This is a genomic window from Streptomyces sp. NPDC036764, assembly GCF_055609385.1.
Window position 1 is genome coordinate 1,669,236 of record NZ_JBVJPT010000001.1, and the last position, 18,801, is coordinate 1,688,036.

An 18,801-nucleotide genomic window follows, 5' to 3' on the forward strand; every position below is an offset into this window, starting at 1 on the left:
TCGGCGTCGTGACGCCGTACGGCGACGGTGGTCAGCCGTCGAGCAGATGGATCGGGTCCTGCTGCTCGTACCAGCCCAGGAACGGCGGGCAAAGGCCCCAGCCGAGCAGCCGCTGGAGCTCCTCGGGGTACTCGCGGACGATTTCCCGCGGCACGGCCAGATACTGGTTCTCCTCCTGGCGCAGGTTGCCGCGCACCAACGCGAGCGTGAGGCCCGTGCGGGCGTCGTCGGCGAGGTTCGCGCCGCCGCCGTGGAAGAGGCCGCCCACCCAGATCAGGCAGGACCCCGGATCCATCTCCGCCTGTACCGCCTCCTCCGGGCGCGGCGCACGCTCCGCCTCCCACAGGTGGCTGCCCGGGTAGACCATCGTGGCGCCGTTCTCCTCGGTGAACTCGCTCATCGCCAGCATGATCTGCACCCGGTTCGTCGGGCCGGGGCTGGGCAGCAGATGCGCGATGTCGTCGCGGTGCGGCGGCTGTGCGGTCTCGCCGGGCCAGATCTGGATCACCTGGGTGATGCTGACCTGGACGTTCGGGGCGAGATCGGTGCGCTGCCGGCCGAACCAGTTCGTCGAGGGGCGCTCGATCAGATCCCGGGCGGCGCCCAGGTACAGCGGGTCGAGCGCGATGCGCTCCATGTGCCGGGAGCGGGCGAAGAGTGAGCTGAGCCGCTTGGTGCGCTGGCCGGTGAACGAGCTGTCGCCGTAGCCGACGCCGTCGAGCGCGGGACCGAGGTCGTCCCACAGACCCTTCAGGGTCGGCTCGTCGACGAGGTTCTCCACGATCACACCGCCGTCGCGTTCCAGGACGGCGGTGACGTCGGACACCGGTGCGGTGGCGGGAAGCCGGGTCAGGTCTGCGGGCATGCGAAATCCTGGTTCTGTCGGTTTCGGTCGGCGAAGCGGCCCGGCGGCCGGAAGCTCACCAGCGCACCGGGAGTTCGGCGAGCCCGTAGAGCACGCCGTTGTCCTTGTGGCTCAGGTCCTCGACGGCGCAGTCGAGCCGGATGCCGGGCAGCCGCTCGAACAGGACGCGGTAGGCCAACTCCATTTCGACGCGCACGAGATGCTGGCCCAGGCACTTGTGCCGTCCGTGGCCGAAGGCGACATGGCCCTGGGCCGAGCGGCTCGGGTCGAAGGCGTGCGGGCAGGCGAACCTGCCGTCGTCGTAGTTGGCGGCGGCCACCAGCGGTGCCACACCCTCGCCCGCCCTGATGAGCTGGCCGCCGATCTCCAAGTCCGCCACGGCAACCCGCAGCGGCACGAGATCGGCGACGGAGTAGAACCGCAGCAGCTCGTCCACGATGCCCGGGTCGCCGATCCACTCCGGATTCGTCATGAGGGGGACGGCGCCCAGGGCGATGTTGTTGGCGGTGGTCTCCTGGCCGGCGATGAGCAGCAGCAGGGCCGCCCCGCCGACCTCCATCGGGGCCAGCTCCCCGGAGGCGAGCATCGTGCTGATCATGTCGTCGCCGGGCCGGTGCCGTTTGATGGTGACCATCCGGCCCAGGTAGCGCAGGAGTTCCGTGGTCGCCTGGTCGCGCTCCTCGTCCGTGGCGGACAGGGTGACCAGGACCGAGATCCGGGACTCGAAGAAGGCCCGGTCGGCGTTGGGCACGCCGAGCAGCTCGCAGATCACCAGCGACGGAATGGGTACGGCGTAGTCCGCGACCAGATCGGCCGGGCTGCCCTTGGCGGCCAGCGACTCCACGCAGTCCTCGACGACCTTCTGGATGCGGGGGCGCAGCTCCTTCATCCGCCGTGCGGTGAAGTCCTGCATGAGGATCTTGCGGTAGCGGTCGTGCTCGGGCGGGTCGAGGGTGGCGAACCAGCCGGGAATCTGGGTCTGCGCGGGCGGTCCGCCCGTACGGCCCGGGGTGGGGAACCCCTCGTTGCGGGAGTCCGAGCTCAGGTGCGGGTGGAGCAGGGCCTCGCGCACGTCCTCGAACCGGGTCAGCAGCCAGACGCGCTGGCCGCCCGGCATCATCGACCACGCCAGCCCGTCCCGCCCCCGCAAGTCGGCGTAGCCGGGCGGGGGGAAGGGCTCGCCGGGCCGGCGGAACGGGAAGTCGACCTGCCGCGCGGCGTCGTCCTTCATGTCGGTCGCTGTCACGTGCCGTCCCCTCTCACCGTGAGGTGCACCGGGACTTCCGGACCCCGATGTGAGACGAAGGATGGGCCGCTCGCGGCGGGCAAATCCCTAGTCCTGGCACGAGATCCGAGGCCCCGGCGCGCTGTTCGGCGCCGCGCCGGGATCATGTCGTCCGTGACGTGCTCGGGTGAGCGCGGTGGTGGCCGGACCGCCTCGCTACCACCGCACCGGCAGGTCGGCGGGTCCTCCGACGAGCCGCCCGGCGCTGGTCATGAGCTCCTCGTGCGGGACCACCGGACGCAGTCGAGGCATGCGCGTGAACAGCGCGGTGAACGCCTCCGCCAGCTCGATCCGGGCGAGCGAGGCGCCGAGGCAGTGCCAGATGCCGTGCCCGAACGACAGGTGCGGGTTGGGCGCACGGCGCGGGTCGAACTCATCGGCCCGCTCGAAGACGCGCTCGTCGTGGTTGGCCAGCGCGAAGTCCAGCAGCACCAGGTCACCGGCCCGGATGGTGACCCCGGCGACATCGATGTCGGCGGCGGCGTAGCGGGGCAGGACGGAGCCGGACTGCTTGCCGTTGCGCAGGACTTCCTCCACGATCCCGGCCATCGTCTCCGGGTCGTCGAGCGCCGTCCTCAGTCGCTCGGGGTGGCGGGCGAGCAGGGCGACGCCCAGGGTGATGAAGCTCGCCACACTCTCCAGGCCCGCCATCAGCAGCGTCGCGGCGAGTGCGGCGGCCTGCTCGGTGGGGACGCCGGCGGTGACGAGCCGGGTCAGGACGTCGTCGCGCGGTGCGGTTCGCTTGGCCTCGGCGAGCGCGCCGAACAGCGTGAACAGCGGGCCGGGGCCGGGCGCGGCCTGCCCTTCCTTCCCGACCCGGCCGATGTCGGCGAGGAGCCTCGTGGCGCGGTCCCGCTCCTCGGCGGGCACGCCGATCAGCTCGTGCAGGATGCTCAGCGAGTACGGCAGCGCGAAGTGCCCGTGCAGATCGGCGGGTTGCTCACGGTCCGCGAAGTCCGCGGCGATCGCCTGCGCGGCGCCGGTCACGCGCGGCCTCAGCTCCTGCATACGGCGGGCGGCGAACTGCGGGCCGAGCAGGGACCGGGACCGGCGGTGCATCTCCCGGGCCGTGTCGGCGTCGTCGATGATCAGCATCTCCACTAGCGGGCTGTCGACGTACTTGGGCGCGGCGGCGGGGGCGGGATGGAAGCGGCCCAGCCGCTCGTCGTGGAGGAGTGCCTTCGTCTCGGCGTGGCGGGTGACGAGCCAGGCCTCGTCGCCGGCCGGGGTCCGCACGCGGCGGACGGGTGCCTCGTCCCGCAAGGTGCGCAGCGGGCTGGGGGCGAACACGGGGCGCGAGTCGGTGTCGAGCACCGGTAACGGCGGTGTGTGCGGCATGGGGCCGAGCCTGCCGTCCCGGCACTGACGAATTCCCGAGAGTTCTCGGCGCCGGCGCGCCACACCACTCATGTGTGGTGCGCCACACTCAAATGTGAATAGTACTCATCTTCCGTTCCTTGGGCGCCGACTGAACCGGCCCGAGTGATTCCGGTCAACCTCCTGACCGGCGGAAGGGTGCGGCGAGCCGGCCGCATGTTGGCAGTCGTGAACGTGTGAATGAGCCTTCGGGGGCGCGCGACCGCGTCGCGCGCGGGCGAGGAACAGCCCTGCTCGTGCGTATGATCGGACGAGAAAACGGTCGTTCGGTTCGTACATTCCGCCAACTGTGCTGTGTGGCGGCGCAATAGCAGGAGACGCGGTGGCCTTAACCTCCGGCCTGAAGGCGGAAGACGAGCCCACGCTCGTCGGTCGAGACCTGGAACTGGCCCTGATCCGTGAGCATCTCCACGGTACGGGGGAGGGCCGTGCGGTGCTGCTGCGCGGACCCGCCGGAATCGGCAAGACCCGGCTGATGCACGCCGCGTCCGCCGAACCGGACGCGAACGCCCGCGTCCTCACCGTGAAGTGCCAGGAGAGCGGCGGCGCCGCCTACGAGGCCGTGCGCGGACTGTTCGCGCCGCTCGGACTCACCGACGGTGACCCCGCCCGGCATCCGCTGCTCGCCGGCAGTGCCTCGCTTGCGGGCAGTGCCGCGCTCGCCCTGCCCGCCCTCACGACGGACGGCGACCCCGACGGCCGGCCCGCCGACATGTACGGCGTCATGCACGGCCTGTACTGGCTCACCGCCTCGCTCGCCGCCGAGCGCCCTCTCGTCCTCGCCGTCGACGACCTCCAGTGGTGCGACGAGGCGTCGCTGCACTGGCTCGGCTTCCTGCTGCGCCGGGCCGAGGGCCTGCCGGTCTCCCTGCTCCTCACCCTGCGCACCGAGGTGGAGCCCGCGCGCCCCGACGTGCTGGACGAGATGGCCGACGCCCCGTCCTGCCTCACCGTCGACGTCGAACCGCTCACCGACGACGCCGTACGCGACATGCTCGCCGCGTCCCTGACCGTCACACCCGACGCCGCCGTCGTCGCGCGCTGCATGGAGCTCACCGGCGGCACCCCGTTCCTGGTCCAGCTCCTCGCCCGCGAGCTGAAGGAACGCGCCCCGGACGCGGCCCTGGACGCCGAAGCGCTGCGCGACGGCCTCGGGCACGGCACCGTGGCCCGCTTCCACCTCGACCGGTTCACCCCCGAACGGCTCGCGGTGGCGAAGGCGCTGGCGGTTCTGGAGTCCGACGACATCGAAGCCGTCGCCGCCCTCGCCGGCACCACCCCGGGGCCCGCAGCCGGCGCAGTCGACGCCCTGCGCGCCGCCGGGCTGCTGCGCCCCGACTCCCTCGCCTACCGCCACGACCTCATGCGCCAGGCCGTCCTGGACGCGACGCCCGCCGGGGAACGCCTCGCGCTGCGCGAACGCGCCGCACGCCTGCTCAACGACTCGGGGCGCCCCAGCGACCAGGTCGCCGTCCAGCTCATGCATCTGCCCGAGGTGCCCGAGCCCTGGATGGTCACCGTCCTGCGCTCCGCGGCCCTCGGCGCCGAACAGCGCGGTGCACCCGCCACCGCGGGCCAGTACCTCTCCCGCGCCCTGCGGCACGACCTCGACGACATCGAGCTGCTGTCGGCCTCCGCCCGGGTCCTCGCCCACTCCGACCACCGCACCGCGCTCAGCCGACTGGAACACGCGCTGTCCCTCGCCACCGACCCGCGCCTGCGCTGCCGTCTCGTCCTTCAGTACGTCATCACCTCCCTCGGCGCCCAGAACTCCCTGCGGGCCTTCGAGTTGGTCGGCGAGACACTGCCCATGGTCGAGTCCGAACTCGGCGACGCCCCGGACGAACAGGCACTGCACACCCTCGTCGAGGCGATGGCGCTGGTCTCCGGGCTCGACGAGAAGTCCACCGTGCGCCGCGTCAGCGAACGGTTCCGCGAGCACACCCTGCCGCCCGGCGAGACCGCCGAGGAGCGGCTGCTGCTCGGCATGCTGTGCGCCCTCGGCACCCTGGAGGGCCGTCCCGCAGCCGAACTGGTCCCGGCCGCCGAGCGGGTCCTGCGGGTCGGGGACGTCTCCCTGGGCGGCTGGGGCGCGCTCGGCGCCAGCCTCACCCTCTACCTCGCCGACGAGATCAAGCCCGTCGAGCTGGTGCTCACCACCCTGCTCGAACACGCCCAGAAGCACGGCCAGGCCTGGAACAGCGCCCTCGCGTCCACCACCCGCGCCCAGGTGCACATGTGGGCCGGCAATGTCGCGCAGGCGCTGGCGGACGCACAGCTCGCCTTCGACCTCGTCCACCGCGACCTGCACGTGAAGAGCGCCGTCGGCCCGCAATGCACCCTCGCGGACGTCCTGGTCCTGCGCGGCGACGCCCGCCGCGCCGAGGAGATCCTCGATCTGGTGCGCCGGCCCCGCCTGGACCAGTTCACCCTGGAGTCGCACACCTACATGATGAGCCGGGCCCGCACCCGTGCCGCGCTCGGCGACCTGGAGGGAGCCCTCGGCCATCTCGTGCGGTGCGGCGACAGCCTTGCCGAGGCGGGCATCGGCAACCCCGTGCTGGCGCCGTGGTGGTACGACGCCGCCCAACTGCTCGCCGACCTCGGCCGGTACGGCGAGGGGCGGGACGTCGTCGAACGGGTCGCGCCGGCGGTGCGGCGCTGGGGCACGCCCCGGGCCCAGGGCATGCTCGCCGTCGCCCGGGGCGTCCTCACGCCCGGCGACACCGGCGTCGACGAACTGACCGAGGCCGCCCGTCTCCTCGACGGCAGCCCCGGCCGCCTGGAGCACGCCCGCGCCGAGTACCTGCTCGGCCGTCGGCTGCTGGAGCGCGACGACCTCGAGGGCGCGCGCGAACGGCTGCGCCGCGCCATCGACATCGCCGTACTGTGCGGCGACCGGCAGCTCCTCGACCAGGCGGTGCCCGCCCTCGGCGCGGCCGGCGGACGGCTGCGCAGCGGCACCGAGTCGCCGACCGACGCGCTGAGCGGCAGCGAACGGCAGGTCGCCGAGCGGGCCGTCGCGGGCGCCACCAACCGGGAGATAGCCGAGGCCCTCTTCCTCACCCAGCGCACGGTGGAGTTCCACCTCACCAGCGTGTACCGCAAGCTCGGCATCCGAGGGCGGGGCGAACTCGCGGCCGTCCTCGCCGCCGAGCGCAGACCCGTCGGCTGAGACGACTGCCGCTACCCGGCGGGCCGGAAGTTTAGGGTTTTGCGGGTGGCGGCCTGCGTTCAATGGGCGGCGACGGCGGGCCGGTTGCTGCCGCCGCACCGACGAAAGCTCTGGAAAGGGACGCCCATGTCGCGTATCGCCGACGACGCCACCACGGCGTGGATCCGCCGCTACCACCCCTCCGCCTCCAGCGCCGTACGGCTGGTCTGCTTTGCGCACGCGGGCGGTTCGGCCAGCTTCTTCCATCCGGTGTCGGTGCGCTTCACCCCGGAGGTCGACGTGGTCGCGCTCCAGTACCCGGGACGCCAGGACCGGCGCACCGAGCCGTGCGTGGAGGACATCGGCAAGCTCGCGGACCTGCTGTGCGATGAGATCCGCGAACTGAGTGAGAAGCCCACGGTGTTCTTCGGCCACAGCATGGGCGCCGTCCTGGCCTTCGAGACGGCGCTGCGGCTGGAGGAACTCGGCGCCAACCCGCCGCGCGCCGTCGTCGCCTCCGGCCGCCGCGCCCCGTCCTCCCACCGGGACGAGCAGGTGCACCAGCGGGACGACGCGGGCGTGATCAACGAGCTGCAGCTCCTGAACGGCACCGACGCGGCCGTGTTCGGCAACGACGAACTGCTGCGGATGGCGCTGCCCGCGATCCGGGGCGACTACCGCGCCATCGAGACCTACACCTGCCCGCCCGGGCGCCGTATGCGCGGCGCGCTGACGGTCCTCACCGGCGACGCCGACCCGCGCACGACCCTGGCGGAGGCCGAGGCCTGGCGCGACCACACCGAGGGCGCGTTCCGCATGCGGGTCTTCGAGGGCGGCCACTTCTTCCTCACCGGCCACCTGAACGAGGTGTACGCCGAGATCCTCACGGAGCTCGACGCCGCCCGTGCGGCCGGCTCCTGAAAAGCCCGAAGGCCCCGCCGGCGGAAACGGCGGGGCCCTCGAAGCAAGGAAAAGGTCGCGGTCACTCGGACACGAACTCAGGGCGAACCCGTGGTGGCCACTGACCGACGGCGAAGACACCGAGGGAGTAGCTCTTCGATATCAGCGCCGGCCGGTTCGTCACCTTCAACTTCCGCAGCAGAGAGGAGACGTGATACTCCACTCCACCACGGCTGAGGAAGAGTTTCGTGGCGAGCTGTACCGTCGACTCGCCTGATGCCACTCCCTCCAGAATTCGGGCGTGCATCGGGCTGAACAGTTTGCGCCGTGCGTTGGCGATCTGCGGACCGGTCTCGGACTGCTCGGGGTCGACCAGCACCAGAATGCGGTCCACTCGGCCGACACCGCTCCGCACGGCAATTCCGGTCATCTCGCCCCGGAATACGGCGTCCTTCGCGCCCAGTGCGACCAAGTGGTCGGCGAACCGGGGGCTCTGACCGTCCGCCAGACGGATCAGCTCGTTCTTCAGCTTGCCCTGCACACTCGGGTGCAGGAGTTCACAGAAGTCCCTTCCAGCACCCTGCCCGGGGTTCCAGTCGAATTGCCGGGCGAAGGATCGGTTTGCCTCCATGATCCGGAATTCCAGATCGAGGTTCGCGATGCAAACGAGGGACTGCTCGAAAAGCGCCAAATAATTGTCGCGATACGGTTCCGGAGACCAGTTCCACGGTGCGTCGGGGGCGATCTCTGCAGAGTCCAGGCCGGCGTTTTTCATGGGGGGTGGGCCACTCTCTCTCAGCGCTCATGACCAGTGGTGCATCCCGCAGCGGGGAGTGTTCCTTCGCCCATTACATTGCCACCGAATGAAAATACATGTCAAGGCATACAGGGTTCGCGCGGCACTATTCGGCGTTAAGACTGCGGTGCCCGCAGGCGGTGGTTCGGTGCGCAATGCGGTCCCGTATGCGGGTGCCTTTGAGTACCGTTCGGTAACCGGTGAACCTGACGCGCAAGCAACGATGAGGTGAGGAATTGTGCACGTCAGGTGGGTTGTTCGTGTGCCGGCGGGGTCGGGGGAGTGTGCGGTAGTGAAGGTGATGGAGAACGGTTGCCCCGTGTTCCCCGGATTCCGTGAACACAATGAACAAAATTCCGCGCAGGTCGGCGAGCATGGATCAATGCAGTCCTGGGCAGGCTAGCGGGTTCCGTCCATTCCCATGGCGCCGGCCAGTTGTTCCCGGCCAGTAATACGGAATTTGCGGTAGGAGCTCGTGAGGTGTCTTTCCACGGCCCGTAGACTCGTTTCGAGTTCCTCCGCTATCTCCCTATTGCTCAGACCGCGTGCCGCGCGCTCCGCCACCCTCGTCTCGGCCGGGGTGAGCCCGGCCGCGAGCGCCCGCGCAGGGCGGGCCGTGGTGCCGTTCGCGGCGTCCGCCGGGGTTTCGACCAATTCGGCGGCCAGCCGACGGCCTCGCCTGAAGAGCCGATCGCCTTCCGGGAGGGACTCCCGTTGCAGACGTCTGCCCAATTCGGTGAGGGAGTGGGCCAACTCCAGGCGGCTGCCTTCCGTTTCCACGACGTCGACGGCCTGCCGCAGCAATTCGATTCCCGGCGCGCCCTCGGTCACGATGCCGAGCAGGCGCAGCGCCCGGCTCATCGTGGTCGGCGCGCCCCAGGCCAGGGCACGTTCGTGATGGGTCCGGGCGGCGGAGAGGGCCTCGGCGGTCCGGCTCGCGCGATGGTGGATCAGCGCGACCCGCACCTGCCAGTGCGCGAACGCCGGATTCACCCAGCCCGCGCGTTCCAGGACGCGCCCGCAGTCCAGGTAGTGCGCGAGCGCCACCGGCAGATTCCCGCGGTCCTCCGCGAGCATTCCGTTCAGCGCCCCGAACAGGGCGAACATCCGCAGGTCGGTGGTCGATTCGGCGGGCTCCAGCAGACGCTCGGCGAGTTCGGCGTCGCCGACCGCGAGCGCGACGTGGCCCAGGACGAGAGTGGCGTGCACCTTGTCCGCAGGCGTCCCGCCCTCGGTCAGCGCGAGCGCGCGCATCCCGCACTGCCGGGCCGCGCCGGCCTCACCCTGCGACAGCAGTGCGAGCCCGTGCACCGCCTCGACCCGGGCGAGCGACATGCGGTTGTTCTCCTGCGAGGCATGCAGGCGTGCCGCGTCCAGCCAGGACGCGACGAAGTGGGGGCTGTCCGTGCAGTAGAGCACCGGAGGCAGCAGTTCCAGCGCCAGACCGGCCAGCGCGCTGTGCGCCGGCTCCTCCTCCAGGACCTGCCGGGCCATCCGGGCCACCGTGCGGTGGTCGGTCTGCCCGCCCATGGCGGCCGAGAACACGAGGACCGTGCGCAGTTCGCGTTCGGAGGCCGAGGCGCCGTAGCGCTGCTCGCCGAGGTCGAGCAGCCGGCCCGTCGCCGATGTCACCAGGCCGGGGTCCTCCAGCCCGGCATACCGGGCGCGGGCCTCCAGCCGCATCGCGAGATAGCCGCCCTGCCGGTCGCCCTCGCGCGGAGTCCCGAGACCGGCGGCGGTCTCCCGGACGAGGGCGGCGACCTCGGGATCGCTGCGCACGATGTCCATCGGCGTGCTGGAGACGACCTCGGCGCGGCGCCGCAGCCTTTTCATCAGCCGCGCCGCCTGCACGAAGTGGCGGCCCGCCACCGGGGACTTGAGGTCCAGCTCGGTGACCCCGAGTTCGTACAGCAGCTCGGCGCGGACATGGCTGGCGGCCGGTACGTCGACGAGGGCACGGCCCAGATACCGCACGGCCGCCTCCGGCGCTCCCCGGCGGCGGGCGGCCGCGGCGGCGGCGCGCAACTGGTGGATCTCCCACGGGTCGCCGAGCCGGTCGACGTGCAGCAGCGGCTGCGCGACCTCCTCCGGTCCGGCGCCGGACGCGTCGAGCACCGCGGACGCCTGCCGGTGCCGGCGGGAGCTCTCCTCGTCCCCCAGGGTCTGCAGGACGACGGCACAGGCCGCCCGCATGTGGGCGGCCTCGTCCTGGCCCGGCGCGGCCGGCCAGCCATGCGCGAGGACCTCACGGGCGTACGCGCACTGCCGCACCGTCAGATCCGCGAGCCGGGCCACGAGATCGTCCGTGGCGTGTTCGGCGAGCACGGCGGTGGCCTTGAGGAAGGCGTCGAGGACGGGTTCGCGCCGCAGCAGCGACAGCAGCCGCTCGCGCCGCAACGACTCGCCCAGCCCGCGCAGGCGCTGGGTGTGCCAGTGGGGTGCGCCGAGCCGCCGGAGCCGGGCCCGGTCGCACAGCACCCGCAGATCCTTGGGCCGGCCCCCGGTGACGTCGTGGCAGGTCCGGCGGAACTCTTCGGGACAGCCGTCCCCGAAATGCCGGGCCACCAGCGCCGCCGTGCCCCGGCGGGACAGGCCGCGGGCCCGGACGCGGTGGGTGGCGGCCGCCGAGATCTCGCGGACGAGCGGGTCGCGGGTGCCCAGGCCGTCCTTGCAGACCACGGCCAGCAGCATGCGCAAACCGTCGAGGCGCGCCGCGAGATGGGCGAGAGCCTCCAGGGAGTCGTCGTCGACCCAGCCCAGGTCGTCGACGGCGACCACCACGGACTGCTCGGCGCTGAGGCCGGCGAACAGGATGTGCAGCCAGTGGAGCGTGTCGGCGTGCGCGGCGGCGCACGCCCCGCCGTCCGGGCCGAAACGGCCGGGGTCGGCGGCTATGGGCGGCACCGCGGTGAGCAGCGGAGCGGGCAGGTCGCGTTCGGCGACCAGCGGAAGCACGAGCCGGCGCAGCACACCGAAGGGGACGCTGCGTTCCGCGGGGACGCCACCGGAGCGCAGGACCAGGGCACCGGTCGCCGTCGCCCGCTCGGCCAGCCGGTTCAGCAGGGCCGTGGTGCCGGTGCCGGTGCCGCCCTCGACGACGACGAGGACGCCGGCGCCCGCTCCGGCGTCGGCGACCGCGCAGTTGAGTACGGCCAGCTCCTGCTCGCGCTCCAGCAGCATCGATCAGTCGCCCTCCTGCCGGGCTCGCAGAAGGGCGACCAGGGCGGCGCGCCCCTTCACGCCGAGCTTGCGGTAGGTGTGCGTCAGCCTCAGCTCGACGGTGCGGGTGGCCAGGCCCAGTCGGTGGGCGATCTCACGGTTGGCCAGCCCGGCCAGGACGAGGTCGGCCACGTCGCGCTCGGACGGCGTGAGCGGGTCCGGCTCCGGGGTGGTCGCCTCGGGCGGCGCGGTGACCTGGGGGGACCGGACGGCATGGGCGGAGCGCCCGGACTCGGCCGGCGCCCAGGGGACCTCGACGCCGTTGCGCGCCAGTGCCTCGTGGGTGCGGGCGCGCAGCGCCGTGAGGGCGTCCAGCGTCCCCCAGCGCTCGGCGACGTCGTCTTCCCTGGTGAGCAGGTCGTCTGCGATGTCGGCGGTGCCGAGGAGGTGGTGGGCGACGGCCGCGGCGCTGCGCCACGGTATGAGCATGGGGTTGCGCCAGCGCTTGGCCCGCAGCATGCGGCCGCACTCTTCCAGCAGGAGCAGCGCACGGGCCGCGTCCCGGTCGATGAGGGCGAGTTCGGCGCGGGCGTACAGCAGGAACGCCGTGGTGACGCTGTGGCCCTCCGGCCTGCTGCGGGCGCGTTCCGCGGCGCGCCGGGCCTCGGCCACGCGTCCGCAGCGGATCAGGGCGAGGGTCTCGGCGGCGGCGAGCCGGGGGGCGAGGAGGCTGTGCCACGACGCGGGGGGCAGGGCCCGCGTGGCCGCGGTCAGCTCCCGCAGTGCTTCCTCGCCGTGGCCGAGGCCCATCTGTGCCTCGGCGCGGCTGAGCAGGGCCTGCGCGGCCGCCGCGAGAGCGTCGCTGCGGCGGGCGTCCGCGGCGACGGCGTCCAGGCGGTCCAGGCCCGCGGGCACGTCGTCCGCGCACAACAGGGCCCGTGCCGCGGCTATGCGGCACATGAAGGGCACGGACGCCGGCTCGTCCAGCGCCGTGCCCGCGAGTTCGAGGACCCGGGCCCGGTCGTCGCCACGGGTGGCGAGGGTCCAGGCGAGCACGGCGGACTGGGCGGGGTGCTCGGGACGGTCGGAGTGGATCGGGGGCGGGGCGACGAGCGGCAGGCCGCCCTTCTCCTTGTGGGCGAGGCGGCCGAGGGCGCGCAGGGGACGCAGGTCGTCGTCGGGGATCTTGGTCAGGGCCCGCTGGTGCACGTCGGCGATCACCCAGCGCGCGGTCTCGGCGTCGCCACGGCTGAGCAGCAGATCGGCGGCGTTGAGCACGTCCGGCCAGGTCTCGCGGCTGAGGTGGCGCAGCATCACCTGACGCAGCCGTCCGTCCGCGGCCTGCGGGGCGGTGACCGCCTCCGCGGCGGCCAGCCGGATCAGGCGCCGGGCCCGCTCGGCCTCGGTCACCGGCTCGCACAGTGAGTGCCGCAGCGACGCGGTCGTGAGGTCGGCCGCTCGCCGCGGGCGCGAGGAGGCGGCGAGGTCCGAGGCCGTCCACGAGCGCACGAGCGAGGTGACGTCGCCGAGGAGTTCGGCGACGGTGCCCACGCGTGCGCCCTCCTGGCCGTGCAGCGCGGCGGCGCGACGGTGCAGCCGGTCATGTTCGGGCCCGGTCATGCCCGCCAGGACGTCATCGGCGAACCAGGGGTGCCGCAGCCGGGGAATGTCGGTGTCGGCGAGCAGCCCGCAGGCCCGCAGGGCGTCCACGGCGTCGGCGAAGGCGGTGGCGTCGAGGCCGGCGAGGGCCGCGAGCCGCGCCGGCTCCAACTGGTGCCCGCCGACCGCCGTGGCCCGCAGCAGGGCCACCACGTTCTTGGGCAGGCCCTGCACGGTGGTGAGGGCGCGGGTGGACCAGGCGGTGCGGGCGGCGGCGATGAGCTGCGGTACGGCGTCGGTGTCCAGGGGCCGCCCGAGCGCGGCGATCCGGTCGGCGACGGCGTGCAGGACGGCGGGGGACCAGCCGGCGACCCCGGCCACCGTGAGCACGGACCGCTCCACGGGGTGGCCGACACGGGCCTCGACCACGCCGCGCGCCTCCGCGGTGGTGAGCGCGTCGAGGCGCAGGGTGTGCACGGGGCAGGGCGCGGCGGGCCGGGCTCCCGCAGCGTCGAGGACCTGGCGGACCGGTACGGGGGAGGTGACGACGGCGAGGACGGCGCCCTGCCGGGCGCGGTGGATCAGGTCGACCAGCCGGCGCAGGGAATGGTGGTCGGCGAGATGGAGGTCGTCCACGGCCAGCAGCACGGGCCGGCCGGCCGACAGCGTCAGAAGCGTGTCACACATGCGGGCCACGGTGTCCGTGGGCCTGCTGGTGGGGCCGATGCCGGAGGCGAGGGCTCCGATCCGGGAGGGCAGGCACAACGTGCCCAGGAGCTGTGTGATGGCGCCGTACGGGAGCTTCGACTCGCGGGGTGAGCAGCGGGCGACGCCGACGGCGAGACCCGAGGCGCGGGCCCGGTCGACGGCCCGGTCGAGAACGGCACTGCGGCCGGAGCCCACGGGGCCGGTGACGACGGCGATGTCCGAGACCCCGTCCTGCAGTCGTCGTACGAAGCCGTCGAGGGTGTCGAGCACGGCCTGCCGGCCGACGAGTTGAGCGGGGACGGAAGCGGGGGTGGCGGTCATGGGCGACCCTGGGGGGTCGCGGCACGCACCTGGTGAGGGGCGGTGGGGGGTCGGTCGGCGAGCCGCGGGCGGTTTCGCATGCGCACCTCTCGTCTGATGACAGCGGGTGACCTGCTCTTCCTTCAAATCGGAGATTAGCGAGCCGAACACCCCTATTACAGGTTCACCAGGGGATCCCTGAGCTTTTTTTGAGGTTACTGAGGAATCAACACGCGTTGATAAGTGCGCGGCACCGGCAGAGCGCGTTGGTTGAATCCCGCGTCGGCCTCTTGGCCGTTCCTCTCCGCCAACCGGCCTGATCAGGCCAGTCAGTTGGTGCCGTCCCAGCCATCGGCGGGTCATCTGCGAGAAACTGGCCGGTAACTCCGGTGAACACTGGATTCCCGCTCTGAGGGCCATAGTTGGGCTTCATCAGTACCCAGCGGAGTAAAGACGAATCCAACCAGCTCGGCGATAGAGCTCTGACGGCCTTTCAGTTGACTTGGATTGCAATTCCACGGCCCGATACCCGCTGGGAGGCCCGCGGTGCCAGGGGTGCCTGAGCGGGCCTTTGCCGGCCGCCTCGCGGCCGTCGCCCGGAATGTTTCCCACGTGGCGTATGCGCCCTGTGGGAAAAGATGCGCGCTTTGTGACTGTGTGGTGCTCTTGGTTGTGGAGGCTATGGCTGACCCCAGAGGAGATGGTGATATGCCTTCCATTGACAAGGCGATCGAGGAAACGACCGGCGTGCGGACCGACCTCGAAGCTGCACTCGACCCGGCCGAACCCGACGGCGTCTTCCGCGACAGCCGCGAGTGCGCAGCACTGGCGCTGCTCTCCGCGGACACCAAGCTGCTGCTGTCCCCGCCGACCCCTCGCCCGAAGAAGGGCTGAGCGGACGAACGGGAGCGACTGAATGGAGCAGTCAGGCACTTCGGCCCTCTTGAAGGGCGCTGTGCAGGACATTGCGTCCGACGTGGTCTCCGCCCTTCGGGGCGGAGACCACGTGCGCATGTCAGGCACGGCGGCGATGAACGACGTCGAAGGAGGCATGGCCCTCGCGGCCGTACGGGTGGTGGGAGCGGATCTGCTGCTGCCGCACGTCCTCTTCCCGACTCCGCCCGCCCCGGAGGCACTTGAAGCGTTCCGCAGAACGGTGGAGGCATTCCCGCCGCGTCCCGACGCGGCACCCACCGTGATGTGGAGCCACTGGGCGATGCGCCGCACCCTGGTGCGGCTCGACCCGCCCCCGACCGGCGACTACGACACCGAACCCGGCGCCGACTGGCTCGACGAGGCGCCCTGGCAGACACTCACCCACCAACTCGCGGTCCTGGCACCCCTCGCCCTGCCCGGCGAGGACTGCGCCGTTGCCCGCGCGGCCCGGCGCCGCCCGGTCGACGTGGCCCGGGGCTTCGTACGGGCGGTACGCCGCAGGGACTGGCAGCAGGCGGCCGGCGCCGGGCGCTGGCTGACCGTGCTGGACGGCGTCCCGGACACGCTGGGCCTGGAAACCGGCCTGGACTTCGTGGAGTTGATGGGCGGCAGCGACCCCCGAGTGGCCCTCCAGGTGCAGGCGGCACGGGTCATGCGGGCGGCCGGAGCACTCGTATGACGGCGACCGCCATGAGCGTCGGAGAGATCCGGGAGGTGGGCGCCGCGGCGTTCGCCTGGTTGTCCGCGCACAGCGCCGACTTCGCGCTGGACGAGGACGCGTTCACCGAGGACGGCCACGTCGACGTCACCTGGAAACCACTCGGGGAACTGGCCCAGACCTGCCAGAGCGTACGGGCGCACCTGCCGCCGTCGGACCCGCTGCACGGGTGCGCGTCGGACCTGCTGCGGTTCGCCTGGCAGCAGACCGGCCGCGGCGAACTCTTCCTCCGCCTCCAGCGGTTGGAGCCCTTCGCGACCTACCCCCTGGAGGTCTACTCGGTGTTCGCCGCGGCCGGGCTGCGGCACCCCGGGTACGAGGCCGCCGCCGCCACGACGGCCCGCACCCGTGGCTGGCGGCTGACCGAACAGGAACCCACCCGCCGGCTCGGCGTGCTGAAGGCCGAGCGGCGCAGCGGCATCGAACGGCCGGACGAGTCCGGGCAGGTGCTGCGGCGCACCTGGCTGGGCGGCCTGCCGGAACCCTGGACGTTCGAGCGCTCCTCGGGGTACGCGCTCACCCACGTCGTCTTCCACCTCACCGACTGGGGCCGCACCCCGATGGGCGTCCCCGCCGACCTCGCCGCCTATCTGGCCCACTGGCTGCCGTCCTGGCTCGACACCTGCCTGGACGCCACGATGTGGGACCTGAGCTGCGAACTGCTGGTCGTGGCCGCGAGCCTGCCGGCCCCGCCCGACCTGCCGACCTTCCAGGCCGCCTGGACCCGGATCGCGCGGGCACAGCACGACTCCGGCGCGCTGCCGCAGGAGGGCCCCGGCGCCGACGCGGCGGGCCCGGAGCCGGACTTCCTGCGCTGCTACCACTCCACCCTGATGGCCGCCTTCGCGGCGGCACAGACCGTCAAGCGCCTCACCGGCGAGGGCGACGACGACATCGACGCGGGCGGTGACGGTCACCGATCGCGAGCGGGCCGCGCGCGGACCCGCCACGACGGACAAGGAGTGCCCGGATGACCGACACCCGTCTGATGCACACCGTCGGCGTGCGCGCCCTGGAGTGGCTGTGGGCCCACCGCGACGGGTTCCGCCTGGAGCCCGACGTCGATCCCGAGATCGGCTTCCTTGAGCGCTTCAAGCCCGTCGGTGAACTCGCCCTGATCTGCCGGGTGCTGTTCCGCGAGGGCGTCGCCGGATCCCGGCAGGCCGACCTGGCCCGCCGGCTGCTGGACCACACCTGGCGGCACACCCTGGACGGTGGTCGCATGCTGGCGCGCGGCCAGCGCATCGAGCCGATGTCGCCCATTCCCTTCGAGGTGTACCTGCCGTACAAGGAACTCGGCTACAGCGAGCCCGAGGTGGAGCGCGCCACCGTGCTCTACCACCGGCTCGAGAGCTGGGCGGCCCTCGAACTCGACCCGACCCGGCGCCTCGGACTGGCCGCGTTCCAGCGCCGCTTCGGCCTCACGCCGCGCCCGCCCGAGGCGGCCCTCGTCGGTCCCACCTGGCTCGCCCGCAGGCCCGAACCCTGGACGGTCAGCGGGCACATCGCCTACGACGTCACCCACACGGTGTTCCACCTCACCGACTGGGGCGCGCATCCCGAGGCCCTGCCGCCGGACATCGCCGACTACCTCGCCACCTGGCTGCCCGTCTGGATCGACGACTGGCTGGACCTCAAGCGCTGGGACCTGCTCGGCGAACTCCTCGTCGTCGACGCCTGTCTGCCGCGGCCCACCCTGGACGAGCGGGCCTGGGAGGGCTTCGCCGCCGCGCAGCAGCCCGACGGCGCCATGCCGGCCGTACGGTCGATGCCGGAGGGCGAACCGGACGAGGTGTTCGACATCGTCTACCACCCCACCCTGGTAGCCGCGTTCGCCTCGCTCCTGGCCACCTCCCGCGCCCTCACCGAACTGACCCACGCGGCGACATGAGCGCCGGGCTGATGCCCTGGCCGGGCATCGACGACGACACATCGGCGGCGGGCGAGGGCGGCATCCTCGGCAACACCGGGACGGACCGGCCCACTTCAGCCGGCGACGAAGACGCCCTGCGCGAACGCCTCGCGCGGGCCGTCGACGCCATCGACGCGCCCGACGTGGTCTTCGCCGTCTCCCGGGACGGCCGCCGCACCCTGCACTGCGGTGGCAGCACCCCGCACCCTCCCGTGCCCCGCGAGGACCTGCGGTACGAGATCGGTTCGGCCTCGAAGACGTTCACCGGGCTGCTGCTGGCCCAGCTCATCGAGCGCGGACTGCTCACCGGGGGCGAGCCGGCCACCGCCTGGCTGGACCCGGGACGCCGCACCGACGCGGCCCCGGCGACCCTCGCCCACCTCGTCACGCACACGGCCGGACTGCCCACCCTGCCCGCCGACTTCTACCGGCGCGCGCTGCCCGCCTGGCGCACCAACCCCTACGGCCGCTACCCCGCCGAGCGGGTGATCGACGCCTTCCTGCGCCACCGCCCGCGGCACCGGCCCGGCACCCGGTGGCAGTACTCCAACTTCGGCGTCGCCGTCCTCGGCCACGCCCTCGCCACCGCGGCCGGCACGGCCTGGGAGGAACTCCTCGGCACCCACGTGCTGCGCCCGCTGGGCCTCGGCGGCACCACCCTGTGGCCCGAGGACCCGAAGACCGACGCCGTCGGCCACGGCAAGGACGGACGCACGCCCACCCTCGCCTTCGACTCCGGGGGCTTCGAGGCGGCCGGTGCCGTGCGCGCGACTCCGCACGACCTGCTGACGTTCCTGGAGGCCCACCTCGACCCGGCCGGCTCGCCGCTGGCCGGAGCCCTGAGAGCCGTCCGCACCCCTGTACTGCGCCGCGGCCTCGGGCACCGGCACGTGCACACGATGACGTGGTTCCGGCACCCCACGGACGGCGGGCCGATGTACTTCCACAGCGGGGCGACCCTCGGCCAGCAGGCGTTCCTGGGCTTCAGGCCGGACACGGCCACCGCTCTGGCCGCGCTGTGCACCCGCCGCTTCCGCGCCCGCGACGCCTTCATCGCCACCGCGTACGCCCTCCTAGCGGAACAGTGACCGG

Annotated in this window: 13 protein-coding genes; 7 read left to right on the forward strand and 6 right to left on the reverse strand. The window is 72.5% G+C overall.

Annotated features, from left to right (window positions below; translation table 11 throughout):
• Positions 1 to 31: 31 nt before the first annotated feature.
• The 3 genes from ACZ69Q_RS06515 to ACZ69Q_RS06525 all read right to left on the reverse strand — a co-directional run bounded on the left by ACZ69Q_RS06515 (position 32) and on the right by ACZ69Q_RS06525 (position 3,488).
• Positions 32 to 865 carry a phytanoyl-CoA dioxygenase family protein gene (locus tag ACZ69Q_RS06515; protein ID WP_471037327.1) on the reverse strand — a complete coding sequence of 278 codons (834 nt, stop codon included), beginning with the start codon at positions 863 to 865 and terminating at the stop codon, positions 32 to 34.
• A 55-nt stretch (positions 866 to 920) separates the two neighbouring features.
• Positions 921 to 2,111: a cytochrome P450 gene (locus ACZ69Q_RS06520; RefSeq protein WP_471037329.1), complete on the reverse strand. Its 1,191-nt coding sequence runs from the start codon at positions 2,109 to 2,111 to the stop codon at positions 921 to 923.
• Positions 2,112 to 2,306: 195 nt separating this feature from the next.
• Positions 2,307 to 3,488 carry a cytochrome P450 gene (locus ACZ69Q_RS06525; RefSeq protein ID WP_471037331.1) on the reverse strand — a complete coding sequence of 394 codons (1,182 nt, stop codon included), beginning with the start codon at positions 3,486 to 3,488 and terminating at the stop codon, positions 2,307 to 2,309.
• Positions 3,489 to 3,849: 361 nt separating this feature from the next.
• Here ACZ69Q_RS06525 and ACZ69Q_RS06530 point away from each other — a divergent pair, with 361 nt between their 5' ends.
• On the forward strand, positions 3,850 to 6,702 hold the full coding sequence (locus tag ACZ69Q_RS06530; RefSeq protein ID WP_471037334.1) for an ATP-binding protein: 2,853 nt from the start codon (positions 3,850 to 3,852) through the stop codon (positions 6,700 to 6,702).
• Positions 6,703 to 6,828: 126 nt separating this feature from the next.
• Positions 6,829 to 7,602, forward strand: coding sequence for a thioesterase II family protein (locus tag ACZ69Q_RS06535; RefSeq protein ID WP_471037337.1), 774 nt, complete (start codon positions 6,829 to 6,831; stop codon positions 7,600 to 7,602).
• A 61-nt stretch (positions 7,603 to 7,663) separates the two neighbouring features.
• On the opposite strand, the gene ACZ69Q_RS06540 is transcribed toward ACZ69Q_RS06535, so the two are convergent.
• The 3 genes from ACZ69Q_RS06540 to ACZ69Q_RS06550 all read right to left on the reverse strand — a co-directional run bounded on the left by ACZ69Q_RS06540 (position 7,664) and on the right by ACZ69Q_RS06550 (position 14,164).
• The gene (locus ACZ69Q_RS06540; RefSeq protein WP_471037341.1) at positions 7,664 to 8,356 is read right to left on the reverse strand and encodes a LuxR C-terminal-related transcriptional regulator; all 693 of its coding nucleotides are present in this window, start codon (positions 8,354 to 8,356) and stop codon (positions 7,664 to 7,666) included.
• A gap of 420 nt (positions 8,357 to 8,776) precedes the next feature.
• A complete protein-coding gene (locus ACZ69Q_RS06545) occupies positions 8,777 to 11,557 on the reverse strand; it encodes a helix-turn-helix transcriptional regulator (RefSeq protein WP_471037345.1) in 2,781 nt (926 codons plus the stop codon).
• 3 nt (positions 11,558 to 11,560) lie between these two features.
• Positions 11,561 to 14,164, reverse strand: coding sequence for an AAA family ATPase (locus ACZ69Q_RS06550; RefSeq protein WP_471037348.1), 2,604 nt, complete (start codon positions 14,162 to 14,164; stop codon positions 11,561 to 11,563).
• Positions 14,165 to 14,851: 687 nt separating this feature from the next.
• Here ACZ69Q_RS06550 and ACZ69Q_RS06555 point away from each other — a divergent pair.
• From ACZ69Q_RS06555 to ACZ69Q_RS06575, 5 genes are read left to right on the forward strand one after another with little or no spacing between them, the layout of a single operon-like run.
• Positions 14,852 to 15,037, forward strand: a complete 186-nt coding sequence (locus ACZ69Q_RS06555) for a hypothetical protein (protein WP_393504700.1) — start codon at positions 14,852 to 14,854, stop codon at positions 15,035 to 15,037.
• Positions 15,038 to 15,059: 22 nt separating this feature from the next.
• A complete protein-coding gene (locus ACZ69Q_RS06560; RefSeq protein ID WP_471037353.1) occupies positions 15,060 to 15,758 on the forward strand; it encodes a hypothetical protein in 699 nt (232 codons plus the stop codon).
• A complete protein-coding gene (locus ACZ69Q_RS06565) occupies positions 15,755 to 16,771 on the forward strand; it encodes a DUF6895 family protein (protein ID WP_471037356.1) in 1,017 nt (338 codons plus the stop codon). The genes ACZ69Q_RS06560 and ACZ69Q_RS06565 overlap by 4 nt, the downstream gene beginning before the upstream one ends.
• Positions 16,768 to 17,688: a DUF6895 family protein gene (locus ACZ69Q_RS06570; protein WP_471037360.1), complete on the forward strand. Its 921-nt coding sequence runs from the start codon at positions 16,768 to 16,770 to the stop codon at positions 17,686 to 17,688. Before ACZ69Q_RS06565 ends, ACZ69Q_RS06570 begins: the two co-directional genes overlap by 4 nt.
• On the forward strand, positions 17,685 to 18,797 hold the full coding sequence (locus ACZ69Q_RS06575) for a serine hydrolase domain-containing protein (protein WP_471037364.1): 1,113 nt from the start codon (positions 17,685 to 17,687) through the stop codon (positions 18,795 to 18,797). Before ACZ69Q_RS06570 ends, ACZ69Q_RS06575 begins: the two co-directional genes overlap by 4 nt.
• The last annotated feature ends 4 nt before the right edge of the window (positions 18,798 to 18,801 follow it).

Coding starts and splice junctions, on each gene's coding strand:
- ACZ69Q_RS06515 (WP_471037327.1), bottom strand. CDS start 865: ATGCCCGCAGACCTGACCCGGCTTCCCGCCACCGCACCGGTGTCCGAC.
- ACZ69Q_RS06525 (WP_471037331.1), bottom strand. CDS start 3,488: ATGCCGCACACACCGCCGTTACCGGTGCTCGACACCGACTCGCGCCCC.
- ACZ69Q_RS06535 (WP_471037337.1), top strand. CDS start 6,829: ATGTCGCGTATCGCCGACGACGCCACCACGGCGTGGATCCGCCGCTAC.
- ACZ69Q_RS06540 (WP_471037341.1), bottom strand. CDS start 8,356: ATGAAAAACGCCGGCCTGGACTCTGCAGAGATCGCCCCCGACGCACCG.
- ACZ69Q_RS06545 (WP_471037345.1), bottom strand. CDS start 11,557: ATGCTGCTGGAGCGCGAGCAGGAGCTGGCCGTACTCAACTGCGCGGTC.
- ACZ69Q_RS06550 (WP_471037348.1), bottom strand. CDS start 14,164: ATGACCGCCACCCCCGCTTCCGTCCCCGCTCAACTCGTCGGCCGGCAG.
- ACZ69Q_RS06555 (WP_393504700.1), top strand. CDS start 14,852: ATGCCTTCCATTGACAAGGCGATCGAGGAAACGACCGGCGTGCGGACC.
- ACZ69Q_RS06560 (WP_471037353.1), top strand. CDS start 15,060: ATGGAGCAGTCAGGCACTTCGGCCCTCTTGAAGGGCGCTGTGCAGGAC.
- ACZ69Q_RS06565 (WP_471037356.1), top strand. CDS start 15,755: ATGACGGCGACCGCCATGAGCGTCGGAGAGATCCGGGAGGTGGGCGCC.
- ACZ69Q_RS06570 (WP_471037360.1), top strand. CDS start 16,768: ATGACCGACACCCGTCTGATGCACACCGTCGGCGTGCGCGCCCTGGAG.
- ACZ69Q_RS06575 (WP_471037364.1), top strand. CDS start 17,685: ATGAGCGCCGGGCTGATGCCCTGGCCGGGCATCGACGACGACACATCG.